Raw genomic sequence first — 13,286 nt, forward strand, 5'->3', positions numbered from 1 at the left:
TATCTGTCTGGCCTCGCAAAGGAGCCGTTTTCGATGCTGATCCTCAACCGGCAGGCCGTCGCTGCCGCCTTGCCCATGGCCGACTGCATCGACGCGATGCGTATCGCGCTGGCTGATTTCGCCACCGGCGGCTACCGGCTGTTCCCCCGCCAGCAGCTCAATGCCGGCCCCGGCGAGGTGCTGATGGGGCTGATGCCGACATTCTCGCTGGCCGGCGGCGAGAAGCTCTGGTGCCTGAAAGATGTGCTGGTCGCTCATGACAATGCGGCGCGCGGCCTCGACAACCACCAGGGCGCGGTACTGCTCAATGATGGCGAGACCGGCCAACTGCGCGCCGTGCTCGACGCCACCGAAATCACCGCCCGCCGCACCGCCGCGACCTCGGCTGTGGCAACGGCGGCGCTGGCCCGGCCCAACGCCAGGACGGTCGCCATCCTCGGCACCGGAACGCAGGCCGAGACGCATATCGAAGCGCTGCGCCATGTCATCCCTGAGGCTGCCTTCGTGCTTTGGGGGCGCTCGCCCGACAAGCTCGAGGAGCTTGCCCGCAAAAGCGGCGGCGAGGTGGCCGACAGCGCGCGGGGGGCAGTGGCCGACGCCGACGTCATCTGCACCCTGACCGGATCGAAGGAGCCGATCATCGAGCTTGGCTGGCTGAAGCCAGGCTGCCACATCAATGCCGTCGGCTCGAGCAATCGCAATGCGCGCGAGCTTGGCGACGACATCGTCGCCGCCTCGGCCTTCTTTGTCGATTCGCGCAGCCAGGCCGCCATCGAGTGCGGCGAGCTGCTGCAGCCGCTCGAACGCGGCGTGATCGGTCCCGACCATGCCCGTGCCGAGCTCGGCGAGGTGCTCGCCGGACTGCGTCCCGGGCGCTCGTCGCCTCAGGAACTCACCGTGTTCAAGTCGCTCGGCATTGCCGTGGAGGATGCAGCGGCGGCCATCCGCGCCGTGAGCAACGCCACCGACAGGGGCCTCGGCCAACGGGTCGACTGGTAGAGCCTTCGCAGGCAAACAGTTCACGCGCGTCGTGCCGGCTTGATACCGCGCGGCGCGATTTCTATGCTATGTGCACATTCATCGTTTGATCAAAAGAGGAAGCTGGATGAGCGTCGATTTCCTGGAGCCTGTTTCGTCGCGCTCGACGATTCAGGACGGTATCTACCGGCAGCTGCGAAAGGCGCTGATGTCGGGGCATTTCGATCCCGGCCAGACACTGACCATCGCGATGCTGTCCGACACGTTCAAGACCAGCCACATGCCGGTTCGCGAGGCGCTGCGTCGCCTGATCGCAGAGAACGCGCTGGTCGTGCTGACCACCGGCTCGGCGCAGGTTCCCACCGTAAGCCTCGCGGCACTGGACGATCTGTGCCTGACGCGCATAGCGCTGGAAACGCTTGCGGCCAAGCTCGCCACCGAACGCTCGACGCCGGCCGACCGCAAGACCTTCCGGCATCTCGTCGAGGAGCATGAGGCCGCCGCCAACGACCGGAATCTCGAAGAGATGCTGGCCCGGAACCAGGAGCTGCATTTCGCGATCTACGACTGCTGCGGCTCGCCTGTCATCACCCAGTTCATCCAGAGCCTGTGGCTGCGCTTCGGCCCCTATATGCGCATGTTGTCCGGCCATATCGAACCGGTACTGGTCTCCGGCAAGTACCAGCCGAGCTCGCATCATCGCGACCTGATCGAGGCTATGGATGCGGGCGACGCCCGTGCCGCCGCCAAGGCGATCAAGGGCGACATCGAGACGACGCAAGCGCTGCTGCGCCGGCTGTGCAAGGAAGCCGTCGAGACAAGCTGACCGGCCGGCGCAAGAGCGCCGGCCCTTTTAGCCGATGGGCTCAGGCTGCGTGCCGCGAGGTGACCGGCTGCTCGCCGATCAGGCCACGCGGGCGCAGCAACAGCACGAGCACCAGCGCCAGGCCGATGATCATCGCCTGAGCAGCACCGCCATAGATCTGGAACTGTTCGGGCAACATCTTCGACGACGCCGCGCCGATGGCGCTCCAGATGCCCCAGACAACGATCGCGCCGAGGATGGCGCCGCGGTTGTTGCCGCTGCCGCCGATGATCAACATCGTCCATATCTGGAAGGTCAGGATCGGCAGGAAGTCGAACGGGCTGACGAAGCCGATGAAGCTGGCATAAAGCGCACCGGCAAGCCCCATCAGCGTCGAGCCGATGACGAATGCCTGCAGGCGGAAGCTGCGGGTGTTCTTGCCCAGCGTCTCGGCGGCGACCTCGTCTTCGCGGATCGCCTTGAGCACGCGTCCCCACGGCGAACGCGCGATGCGCTCGAGGGCGACATAGGCGACGGCCAGGATCACCACCACGACTGCCAGGTAGCCGAGATTGTTGGCGAGCGGCGTCGCAAACAGCCCACGGAACGGATTGGGGATCGAGGCAATGCCCATCGTGCCGCCGGTCAAGGCTTCGAAGTTGGTGGCGACGAGCTGGATGGTGACGGCGATGCCGAAGGTGGCGACCGCGAGATAGTCGCCACGCAACCGGACCGTCGCCATCCCGGTGATAAGTGCCGCCAGAGCTGCGGCAGCCATCGCGCCAACCAGGCCGACGATCCAGGGCAGTTCGAAATTGCCCACCAGTTCCGGCCGCGGAGGCGCCGTCAGGATCGCGAAGGTGTAGGCGCCGATAGCATAGAAGCCGACGATTCCGGCGTTGAACAGGCCGGTGCCGCCCCATTGCAGGTTGAGCCCCAGGGTCGCGATGCCGAGGATCAGCGCGACGGTGAGGAAGAATACGAGATACGAAACAAATCCGATCATCTGAGCCTCACACGCGTGCCGACCTGGAGAACAGACCCTGAGGCCTGAGGTAGAGGATGATGAGCAGCAGGCCGAAGGGCACCGCCGCCTTGTAGCCGGTAGGTATGACCAGCGCCGACAGGCTTTCGGCAAGGCCGACGATCAGGCCGCCGGCGACCGCACCAAACAGGCTGCCGGTGCCACCGAGGATCGCCGCTGTGAACAGTGCAAGAAGCATGTTGAAGCCCATCTCCGGGCGGATCTGCACGGTCAATCCGGCAAACACGCCGGCAATGGCGGCAAGGGCGCCACTGAGCATCCAGGTCCAGCGCACCACCTTGGCGATGTCGATGCCGCAGACCTGCGACAGAGCCGGGTTCTCGGCCATCGAGCGCATGGCGACGCCAATGCGGCTGAACTTGAGGAACAGGTGCAACGCCACGACCAACGCCACCGTCAGCACGAGGACGAGCACCTGGTCGGGCATCAGCCTGACATTGGGCAGGATTTCGAGCGAGATCTGCAGCTCTTGGCCATAGTAGTGGGCGTCCGCGCCCCAGACGAAGAGCACCAGATTGCGCAGGATCAGCGCGATACCGAAGCTGGCGAAAACCAGCGTCAGGCTGTTGGCGCGACGCTTCCTGAGCTTGGAGAACACCAGCGCGTCGGCAGCAACGGCGATCAGCCCGGTACCGACGCAGGAGACGGCGATTGCCACGAGCAGCGGCCAGCCGAAGGAGAACGGGCCGATGGGCTGGCCTGCGGGCAGGAATGCCACGACGGCAAGCGCGAGATAGGCGCCCCAGGTCAGCATTTCGGCGTGAGCGAAATTGGCAAATTTCAGCATGTGCGCGCACAGCGAATAGCCGATTGCCCCGAGCGCGAGGATGCCGCCGGTCAAGAGACCGTCGGCGATGGCTTGTCCGATCATGATTTCCTCCGGAAGCCCAGGAATGCTTCGGCAATGGCGTCGTTATCGAGCAGGTCGGCCGCCGTTCCAGTCATGTGGTTGCGGCCTTCGACCAGGACATAGGCACGATCGGAAACCCGAAGCGCCGCCTTGGCGTTCTGCTCCACCATCAGCACCGCAACCCCGCTCTTGGCGAGGCGGCGCAAATCATCGAGCACCTCGTGCACGATCTTGGGTGCCAGGCCCGCCGTCGGCTCGTCGAGCATGATGACGCGCGGATCGGTCATAAGCGCGCGTGCCACCGCAAGCATCTGGCGCTGGCCGCCCGACAGCACGTTGGCTGCGGCGCGACGACGGTCGGCCAGAGCGGGAAAATGCTCGAAGGCCCGTTGCACACGCTCGCGCAACAGCGAACGCGGCAAGGTGTGGCCGCCGCTGATCAGGTTGTCCTCGATCGAAAGCGAGGAAAAGACGTTGCTGGTCTGCGGTACGAAACCGACGCCGGCGGCGATGATCTCATGCGTCGGCAACCCCGAGATGCGCTGACCGCCAAGTTTGACCTCGCCGCCCTCGACCAGCACCAGGCCGGCGAGCGCCTTGAGGAAGGTCGATTTGCCGGCACCGTTCGGGCCGATCAGGGTGACAAGTTCGCCGGCATCGATGGTGACCGAAATGTCAAAGACGATCGGCATGCCGGGGATGTAGCTGGCACGCAGGTTGCGTGCTTCGCAGACGGGCGCGCTCATGCCAGTTCTCCCACCGTCACGTCACCAAGATAGGCATCGACGACGCGCTGCTCTTTCATCACGCCGGCCGGATCGCCCTCGAAAATCACCCGTCCTTGCGCCATTACCACGATGTGGCGGCAGATGCGCATCACCATGTCCATGTTGTGCTCGACGATGAGGAAGGCGACGCCGCGCTCGTTGAGCGCCACGATCTTGTCGATCAGCGTCTCGATGAGCGTCGGGTTGACGCCTGCCGTCGGCTCGTCGAGCAGGATGAGCGGCGGATCGACCATCATGACGCGGGCAAGTTCGAGCAGCTTCTGCTGGCCGCCCGAAAGCACGCCGGCGAGGTCGCGCGCCTTGTCGGCGAGACCGGTGAAGGCGAGCACCTCCATCGCGCGTTCGCGGGCCTGACGCTCTTCGCTGGCGACCAGCTTGCTGCGGAACCAGTTGTTCCAGAAGGTCTCGCCCGATTGGCCGGTGGCCGACAGCATGACGTTTTCCAGCACCGACATTTCAGGAAACGGCCGCGGGATCTGGAAGGTACGCGCCAGGCCGGCGCGGAAGATCCTGTCGGGCCTGAGGCCCGAAATGGGCTTGCCGTCGAAGATGACATCGCCGGCGCTCGGCTGGACTTCGCCGGCAATGAGGCCGAATAGCGTGCTCTTGCCGGCGCCGTTAGGGCCGATCAGGCCGGTGATCTGGCCCGCCTTGACCGCCATGTCGACGCCGTCCACCGCCTTGAGCGCGCCAAAGCTCCTGGACAGTCCCCGGGTCTGCAGGATGACATCGCCGGTCTGTGTCATGCACTGCCCCGCTTTGCTTCGCTGGCCGCCGCGCCGTCGCGGCCGTCCCAGAGATTGTTGAAGAACCTGGACAACCGGTTCATGCCTTCGTCCAGTCGCTCCAGGCTCTCGGAACCGAAGCAGACGCGAAGGTGGCCCTCGCCCGATTGACCGTAGAAGCTGCCGGCCTCGACGACCACATCTGCCTCGTCGAGGATCCTTTCGGCAAGCGCCTGAGACGGAATGCCGAAGGCCGAGATGTCAGGGAATGCGTAGATCGCGCCTTGCGGCGACGGGCATTTCACGCCCGGCATCTGGTTCAGGCGGCGGACGACAAGATCGCGCTTCTGGCGGTCGTGGTCGACAAGCTCGGCGAGCACTTCGGAAGGACCGGTGATCGCAGCACGCCCCCCGGCCTGGATGAATGTATTGACGTGGGTGGCGTCGTTGGCGGTGATCTTGAGCAGCCCTGGCATCGCCCAGGCAGGTGCTGTCATGTAGCCGAGACGCCATCCATCCATGGCGAAGGATTTGGTGAACGCAAAGGCGGTAACGGTGCGCTCGGCCATGCCGGGCAGTGCACCAATGCTGATATGCTCGCGGCCGTCATAGACCATGTCTTCGTAGACCTCGTCGGAAATGACGAGCAGGTCGCGCCTGATCGCCAGTTCGGCAAGGCCTTCGAGCTCGGCGCGGGAATAGACTCGGCCGGTCGGATTGACCGGATTGACCAGCACGATCATCCGGGTGCGCTCAGTGATGGCGGCCTCGATCAGCTCCGGCCTGAGCGCGAAGTCGTCGGCGGCATCCAGCGTCACGAATACCGGCCTGGCGCCGGCCAGTTCGATCTTGCCGATATGCTGGGGGTAGAACGGGTCGAGCAGGATCGCCTCGTCGCCCGGATCGAGCAGGGCAAGGAATGCCGCGAACGAGGCATGCGTCAGGCCATTGGTGACCAGGATGTCGGCCGCGCTCACGTGCATGCCGTTCTGCTGCTGCAGCTTCTCGGCCAGCGCCGCCCGGAAGCTAGCGGTGCCCTTGAGGTCGCTGTAATGGACGTCGCCGGCAAGCAGCGCCGCGATCGTTGCCTGCTTGATGTGTTCGGGCGTATCGGCGGCGGGACGGCCAAGCTCGAGATGGATCAGGTCACGCCCGCTGCCGGCCAGCGCCGCAGCCTTCTGGTACATGCCGAATGATTTCTGTGGCGTCCCGGAGATACGCCGCGCGACCCGCCTCATTGTCCCACCTTGGTTGCATCTGCCGCGGTGTCGGCCTGACGCCGCGCGATGACCTCGAGCTCGACCTTGATCTCTTCGACGGCGAAACCGACGATGACGGTCGTGTTGGTCGGGCGCGGATCGGAGAAGGTCTGGCCGAGCAGGCGCGACACGGCAATGACGTCGTCACGGCTGGCGAGATTGACGCGCACCGACACGATGTCGCGCATGCTGGAACCGGCCTCGGCCAGAGCGGCGGCGATGATGTCCAGCGACCGGCGCGTCTGCACTGCCGCGTCAGGGTCAAAGCCACCGATTTCGGGATCGTATCCCGCCGTACCCGAGACGAAAATCCAGTCGCCATCGATCACGGCTCGTGAATAGCCAGCCAGCTCCTCGAAGGGGGAGCCTGAATAGATCGCTTTTCTGGTCATTGGTCGCCTCTGCCTTGTACGCTCATTTGATCAAACCATCATCGTGATAACGTAAGTTCGCGGCGAGATCAACCGCCTCGAAATGGCGTCGGTATTTTGGATTGCGGGCCGTAGGGTCAGCGGGAAACGGTTGGCATCGGGCGCAGGGGCTACTTGGATCGCGCGTCGGGCATGAACCGCAGCCGCAGTCACTTGCGCGTGACCCACGCCGATTCCGCGTAACAAAGCCACGTTCATCTCCGTATCCTGTGCTGGCGGACATCGGCTGGCTTGGCCGGGTGAGCCCAGGCGCCTCACAAGAACGCCGCCAGGATCGACGAACTGGAGCAGTTGGATGACACGCGAATTTTCGGAAGTGAGAAAGATTGCCAGCGGGCCGGCATTCTGGCTGTTAGCCGCGGCAGCCGCATTCGGCACCTGGGCTCTGACGACACCGAGTGCCGCGCAGGAGGGCATCAAGATTCCGGCGCCAATGCTCGACGCACCGGCGCAAGGCAACTCGGCGGTGGCGGTGCTGGCAGGCGGCTGCTTCTGGGGCGTGCAGGGCGTGTTCCAGCATGTCGAGGGCGTCACGAACGCCGTGTCAGGCTATGCCGGCGGCGACAAGCAGACGGCCAAATACAACGTCGTCGGCAGTGGCTCGACCGGTCATGCAGAGTCGGTCAGGATCACCTTCGATCCGCAGAAAATCAGCTATGGCCGGATTCTGCAGATCTACTTCTCGGTCGCGCATGACCCGACCGAGCTCAACCGCCAGGGGCCCGACACCGGCACCCAGTACCGCTCGACGATCTTCCCGGCCGACGCCGAGCAGGCCAAGGTCGCCAAGGCCTATGTCGCCCAACTCGACAAGGCCAAGGTCTTTGACGCGACGATCGCGACGACGATCGAACCCGGCCACGCCTTCTACAAGGCCGAAGACTATCATCAGGATTTTCTGACCCTGAACCCGACCTATCCCTACATCGTCTACAACGACCTGCCGAAGATCGAGAACCTGAAACGCCTCTTCCCCGATCGCTACCGCAGCGACCCGGTGCTGGTCTCGGAGGCCAAGGCGTCCAACTGATCAGGACGGCAGGCGGGCTCAGCTGGCTGACGGCCACCAGTCACCGTCATCTCCGAGTCTCAGGCGCGGCGAGACAATCGCGCCGTGGATGCGTGAAACGAGTGGTGCATCGTGTTCGCCGATGGCCTGGCGCCAGTTGTCACCCTGCAGCATGGCGAAGACCGCCGCGACCGGTTCGATGCCGGCCTTTTCAAGCAGCTTCAGCACTGCCAACATGGAGGTGCCGGAACTGATGACATCGTCGACGACCAGTACCCGCTTGCCCTCGAGCAGTGGCAGCATGCGCGGGTCTAGATAGAGCCGCTTGGCGTGGTCCGGGCTGGTGATCGAGCTCATCGGCTCCGACAGATCCTCGCTGTACCAGAACTTTCGCGACGTCCCGAGCGCCACCATTCTTGAATGCCCGAGACGCCGGGCGACGCCATTGGCAAGCGGCAGGCCGAGTGTCGGCACGCCGATCACCACCTCGGGATCATAGGCTCGGGCATGCACGGCCATGGCATCCGACAGCGCATCTTCCACGGTGAAGCTCGCCTGGTTGACGATCATCGAGGCAACTGCGCTCGTGCCATCGCCCGGCAGGATGCGGATCGGCAGTGCGATCTGGCGACCGTCGGGAAGCGACGCTGGGTAGAGGTCGCTGAAGCCATCGGCGGGCTGCGTTTCGAACGTGCCCTCGGGATAGACTGTCTGCCAGAATTGATGCGGAGCGAGTGGCACAATGGACCTTTCTGATGCAGAAGGGATATGTGGCGCCGATGGCCCTGGGCGCCGCATGACAGCAGCGAGACGGGCCGGACGGAGTTTGCGTGATGACATCGACGGCCGGGCACGACAAGGGCGAAATCGAGATGCTGACGGCGCTGCGCCGCGACATCCACGCCCATCCCGAGTTGGGCTTCGAGGAACTACGCACATCAGGCATCGTGCAGAAGATGCTGGCCGAAGCCGGCATCTCGGTGCAGACAGGCCTCGGCAAGACCGGCGTCGTCGGCACGCTGAAGCTCGGTGATGGCTCGCGGCGCATCGCGTTGCGCGCCGACATGGACGCGCTCGCCATGCCCGAAATGGCCGAAGAGCGTGCCTACAAGTCGACCATCGAGGGCAAGATGCACGCCTGCGGCCATGACGGCCACACTGTCATGCTGCTAGGTGCTGCGCGCGAGCTCGCCCGGCGCCAGAATTTCTCCGGCACGGTGCACTTCATCTTCCAGCCGGCTGAGGAAGGGCGCGGCGGCGCCAAGGCGATGATCGCGGACGGCTTCTTCAAGCAATACCCGGTCGATGCGGTCTACGGACTGCACAACATGCCCGGTATCGCACCCGATGCCATGGCCGTGGTCGCCGGGCCACAGCTCGCCTCGTCCGACCGCTGGACCGTCACCTTCAAGGGCATCGGCACCCATGGCGCCAAGCCACATCTCGGCCGCGACGCGATGACGGCAGCCGGCCAGTTCCTGACCGCACTGCACACCATCGTCGCCCGCCGCGTCGACCCGCTGCAGCCGGCCGTGGTCAGCGCCTGCGCCATGGAAGCCGGCAGCTTCGAGGCGCTCAACGTCATCCCCGACCTGGTCAAGATCGGCGGCACATCGCGTGCCTATTCGGCCGCCGTGCGCGACCAGTTGGAAGAAGAGATCGGCGCGCTGGCCGAGGGCTCGGCGCGGCTCTACGGCATCGAGGCGGAGTACCGCTATTTCAGGCAGATGCCGCCTGTCGTCAACGACCGCGACGCCACGCGCCGGGCACTGGCGGCGGCGCAGGCAGCGCTCGGCGTCGACAAGGTAATGACCGAGTTCCCGCCATCGACTGCCGGCGACGACTTCGCCATGTTCTCCCAGGAGGTGCCGGGCGCCTATGTCTGGCTCGGCAACGGCCCCGCCGTCGACGGCGCCCTGCACCACAACAGCCGCTATGACTTCAACGATGATGCGCTGGCGAGCGGGGTCAGGTTCTGGACGACTCTGGTCGAGCAGGAATTGGCGGCATAGTTTCCGGTCGCTCGGGGGCAAGTGCGCAAGGCCGTCATCCCATGATGGCCACTCAAGCGCTGTCGACCCCCACTCCGGTTTGCTTCGCAAACCACCTCTCCCCCGTTCGACGGGGGAGAGGAAAGCCGCTGCAGGGGCACCCACTTTCCTACCGCCCGAAATTTGGGGGCGACGAACCCAAGTTCTGGAAGGTAGCGCCCTACGAGATTGGCGTTTCCTCTCCCAAGTGGCACGGCGAAGCCGTGACGGAGTGGGGGCTCTTTCACCAGTCGATGGGGCGACGACGTGCCTCCAGTTGCAGATCCCGGATAGCCTGCATCTGACTCCACTTCCAGGTGACGAGGGTTACTCCGCCTTCAGCCTGTGATAGAGCAGCTTCAGCACTGCGGCGCTCTCGACCTTCAGCGCCACCGAAACCGCAGCCCCATCTTGCGAGACCGTCAAAGCGCCAGCGTCGCGCGTCGTGCTCGTATCGACGACAAGCTTGAGCGTCTCGCAGCCAAACAGCGCCTCGTCGAGCGCCAGCAGCATGACACAGGGGTCGTGCAGCGGCCGGCTCTCGCCACCCGTGGTCGACTGGAAATAGGCGTCGATCAGCGCGCCCGAAGCGACGGCCGCCGGCACATCGGCGTTCTGCAACATCGCAGTATCGTCGCGCGTCGCGCGCACCTTGCGGGTGACGTCGAGCGGGATCAGCGTGAAGTCGAGCCCGGCGGCAAAGGCGATCTCGGCCGCCTCCGGGTCGGCGGCGATGTTGAATTCGGCGCGCGGGCCAATGTTGCCCGGCTCGTAAACCGCCCCACCCATGGCAATGACGCGGCCGATACGGCGGGCAGCCTCGGGGTGTTCAGTGACCAGACGGGCGATGTTGGTGAGCGGGCCAAGCGCCAGGATGTCGATGGCGCCGGCTTCGGCAGCCGTGAGCGTATCTCGCAGCCAGCTCACGGCATCACCGGCCACAGGCTTCGCCAACGGATCGGGGAAGGCGACGCCGCCAAGACCATCGTTGCCGTGAATGTCGGCAGTGTCGAAGCCTTTTCGCGACAGCGGACCGGCAGCGCCCGCAACCACCGGCACGTCGACGCGGCCTTCGAGCGCCAGGATGCGGCCGGCATTGCGCGTGGTGGTCGCGATCCCGATGTTGCCGGCAACCGTGGTGATGCCGATGACGTCGAACTCCGCCGACTTCAGCGCCAGCAGGATCGCCACCGCATCGTCGATGCCGGGATCGGTGTCGATGATCACCTTGCGGGTGGGATTCTGCTGCATGGCGCGACCTTTCATTCCAGTCTCAAATCGGGTCCGACTGGCTTCACATCATCGCAACAGGGGAATCAAGCCGAAATGCTTGTCCCAGCGCCGCACGACCGAACCTGCTGTATGCTGGCACAGCGGAAACCGGTTTCGATTTCAACAGCGATGCATTAGAGGCGGCACCATGACCAACACAGCTCCCTTGCCCGCCGATCTCCTCATCGAACCCGCCGACGAAATCCTCATTCGCCAGGATCTTGTGCTGACGGCACTTGGCAAGCGCGAGGCCGATCGCCTCGTCCAGTTCGGCCGCGTGCTCGACGTGCACACCGGCACCTGGATGGACGATTGCGAGGTGGCGATCCGCGGCCGGCGCATCGCCTATGTCGGCCCCGCCGGCAGTTTCGCAGGTACGGCGCGCGAAACGATCGACCGCACGCATCTGTCAGCGGTTCCCGGCTTTGGCGAGGTGCACAAGCACATCGAAAGCTCGCACCTGACGCCTGAGCACGAGGCGGCACTGGTCATGCCGCGCGGCAACACCTGGACCTGCGAGGCAAGCCACGAATTCTCCAATGTCAACGGCCCCAACAACCTCGAATTCTGGTTGACGGCGCGCCGCGCCGGCTCGCCGATGAAGATCTTTCCACTGCCCGGTTCGGCCGTGCCGCCGACGGCCTATGAGGGTGGCGGCGGCCATTTCGGCTATGCCGAGCAGATCGGCTTTCTCGGCGAAAGCACGATGGTTGCGGGCCTCGACGAGGTGATGGACTGGCCCGCCGTGTGGAACCCGGAGAACCCGTCCTATGACAGGCTGTGGGGCATGATCCAGGCCACATTCGAAAAGCGTGGTGTGGTCGAGGGCCATGGTGCCGGCCTGCGCGACCTGCCCTCGATCAACGCCTTCGCCGCCGCCGGCCTGTCCTCCGACCACGAGGCGTGGACACCTGAAGAGGCGTGGGACAAGCTCCGGCGTGGCATCTTCATCGAGATCCGCCCGCATTCGATGCCCGACATCATCAAGGGCCTGCTGGAGCGCGGCCTGCGCGACTGGAGCCAAGTGGCCTTCGCCACCGACGACCGCAGCGCCTCCGACACGCTGAAGATGGGCGCGACCGACCACAATGTCCGGCTCGCCATCGAAAGCGGGCTGGCGCCCGAGATCGCCTACCAGTGCGTGTCGATCAACCCGGCGCGGCACATGCGGCTGACACCCTTTGTCGGCTCCATCGCACCCGGCCGCTTTGCCGACATGGTCCTGCTCGAAAAGGTGGCGACCGTGTCGATCGCGGAGGTCTGGGCCGATGGCGAGCAGGTTTCCGAGGGCAAGACTTTCACCGGCCATTTGCCTGATATCGACTGGCCGGAATGGGCGACCAAGACGGTCAATGTCGGGCGCAAGCTCGGTGCTGGCGACTTCGCCATCGCGGCCGAACCGGGGCGCGAGACGATGCAGGCGGCCCTGCTGCGTCCGTTCCACTGGGACGACAATTTCATCACCACTGAACTTGCAGTGGCCGATGGCGAGGTGCAGCGCGACAGCGAGCGCAACATCACCAAATTCGCCGTCGTCGACCGCTATTCGGGCAAGGGCCGCGTCGCCAAGATGTTCTGGCTCGGCTGCGGCCCGAAGACGCCCGACACGGCGGTCGGCTGCACGGTGGCGCACGACCAGCACAACATCTGGGTCGTCGGCTCGTCCGACGCCGCCATGGCCGAAGTGGTCAACCGCATCTCGGACAACCAGGGCGGCTGGGCGCTGGTGACGGGGGGCAAGGTGGTGGCCGACGTGCACTACGAGGTCGGCGGACTGATGACCAACCGGCCGGCCGAGGCGCTCGATGCCGAGATGGAAAAGCTCTATACCGAGGCCAACAAGATCGACTGGCTCTACGAGCCGACCTTCTCGCCGCGCTGGTTCCCCGGCTTCCCCGAGCGGCTGCAGTTCGCGACGCTGACCTGCGCCCCATGGCGCTGGGTGCTGGTGGCACCGACCGATGCGGTGCCCGAGGGCTTCGTCAACGTGCAGACAGGCGAAAGCCAGAAGGTCGTTTGGTAGCGGCGAGGCTTTAGAGCCTAAGTGCGCCCTTTAAGGTTCGCCCGATGGGCGAGCACTTCGGGCTGAGGACA

13 protein-coding genes are annotated in these 13,286 nt (G+C 65.0%); 5 read left to right on the forward strand and 8 right to left on the reverse strand.

What is annotated here, in order from left to right; all coding sequences use genetic code 11:
* Positions 1 to 33: 33 nt before the first annotated feature.
* Together IHE39_RS07775 and IHE39_RS07780 are read left to right on the forward strand one after the other, a co-directional pair.
* Positions 34 to 999, forward strand: a complete 966-nt coding sequence (locus IHE39_RS07775) for an ornithine cyclodeaminase family protein (protein WP_192566101.1) — start codon at positions 34 to 36, stop codon at positions 997 to 999.
* Positions 1,000 to 1,105: 106 nt separating this feature from the next.
* Entirely contained in the window at positions 1,106 to 1,804 is a 699-nt protein-coding gene (locus IHE39_RS07780; RefSeq protein WP_184768544.1) for a GntR family transcriptional regulator, read from the forward strand.
* A 40-nt stretch (positions 1,805 to 1,844) separates the two neighbouring features.
* On the opposite strand, the gene IHE39_RS07785 is transcribed toward IHE39_RS07780, so the two are convergent.
* From IHE39_RS07785 to IHE39_RS07810, 6 genes are read right to left on the reverse strand one after another with little or no spacing between them, the layout of a single operon-like run.
* Complete coding sequence (locus IHE39_RS07785) at positions 1,845 to 2,789, reverse strand: branched-chain amino acid ABC transporter permease (protein WP_192566102.1); 945 nt, start codon at positions 2,787 to 2,789, stop codon at positions 1,845 to 1,847.
* 7 nt (positions 2,790 to 2,796) lie between these two features.
* Positions 2,797 to 3,699 (reverse strand): branched-chain amino acid ABC transporter permease, encoded by a 903-nt coding sequence (locus tag IHE39_RS07790; protein WP_184768542.1) that lies wholly within the window; start codon positions 3,697 to 3,699, stop codon positions 2,797 to 2,799.
* A complete protein-coding gene (locus tag IHE39_RS07795) occupies positions 3,696 to 4,424 on the reverse strand; it encodes an ABC transporter ATP-binding protein (RefSeq protein ID WP_115729897.1) in 729 nt (242 codons plus the stop codon). Before IHE39_RS07795 ends, IHE39_RS07790 begins: the two co-directional genes overlap by 4 nt.
* Positions 4,421 to 5,212 (reverse strand): ABC transporter ATP-binding protein, encoded by a 792-nt coding sequence (locus IHE39_RS07800; RefSeq protein WP_192566103.1) that lies wholly within the window; start codon positions 5,210 to 5,212, stop codon positions 4,421 to 4,423. The genes IHE39_RS07795 and IHE39_RS07800 overlap by 4 nt, the downstream gene beginning before the upstream one ends.
* Entirely contained in the window at positions 5,209 to 6,429 is a 1,221-nt protein-coding gene (locus tag IHE39_RS07805) for a pyridoxal phosphate-dependent aminotransferase (RefSeq protein WP_184768540.1), read from the reverse strand. The genes IHE39_RS07800 and IHE39_RS07805 overlap by 4 nt, the downstream gene beginning before the upstream one ends.
* The gene (locus IHE39_RS07810) at positions 6,426 to 6,842 is read right to left on the reverse strand and encodes a RidA family protein (RefSeq protein WP_184768539.1); all 417 of its coding nucleotides are present in this window, start codon (positions 6,840 to 6,842) and stop codon (positions 6,426 to 6,428) included. Before IHE39_RS07810 ends, IHE39_RS07805 begins: the two co-directional genes overlap by 4 nt.
* Before the next feature lie 334 nt (positions 6,843 to 7,176).
* Here IHE39_RS07810 and msrA point away from each other — a divergent pair, with 334 nt between their 5' ends.
* Complete coding sequence (gene msrA / locus IHE39_RS07815) at positions 7,177 to 7,911, forward strand: peptide-methionine (S)-S-oxide reductase MsrA (protein ID WP_184768538.1); 735 nt, start codon at positions 7,177 to 7,179, stop codon at positions 7,909 to 7,911.
* 18 nt (positions 7,912 to 7,929) lie between these two features.
* Here msrA and IHE39_RS07820 read toward each other — a convergent pair whose 3' ends face one another.
* Complete coding sequence (locus IHE39_RS07820; protein WP_312880742.1) at positions 7,930 to 8,631, reverse strand: phosphoribosyltransferase; 702 nt, start codon at positions 8,629 to 8,631, stop codon at positions 7,930 to 7,932.
* A 92-nt stretch (positions 8,632 to 8,723) separates the two neighbouring features.
* Here IHE39_RS07820 and IHE39_RS07825 point away from each other — a divergent pair, with 92 nt between their 5' ends.
* Entirely contained in the window at positions 8,724 to 9,902 is a 1,179-nt protein-coding gene (locus IHE39_RS07825; protein ID WP_192566104.1) for a M20 aminoacylase family protein, read from the forward strand.
* A 345-nt stretch (positions 9,903 to 10,247) separates the two neighbouring features.
* Here IHE39_RS07825 and IHE39_RS07830 read toward each other — a convergent pair whose 3' ends face one another.
* Entirely contained in the window at positions 10,248 to 11,186 is a 939-nt protein-coding gene (locus IHE39_RS07830) for a nucleoside hydrolase (protein ID WP_192566105.1), read from the reverse strand.
* A 154-nt stretch (positions 11,187 to 11,340) separates the two neighbouring features.
* Here IHE39_RS07830 and IHE39_RS07835 point away from each other — a divergent pair, with 154 nt between their 5' ends.
* Positions 11,341 to 13,215, forward strand: coding sequence for an adenine deaminase (locus tag IHE39_RS07835; protein WP_192566106.1), 1,875 nt, complete (start codon positions 11,341 to 11,343; stop codon positions 13,213 to 13,215).
* Positions 13,216 to 13,286: the final 71 nt, after the last annotated feature.

Source organism: Aminobacter carboxidus, assembly GCF_014863355.1.
Lineage (GTDB): Bacteria > Pseudomonadota > Alphaproteobacteria > Rhizobiales > Rhizobiaceae > Aminobacter > Aminobacter carboxidus.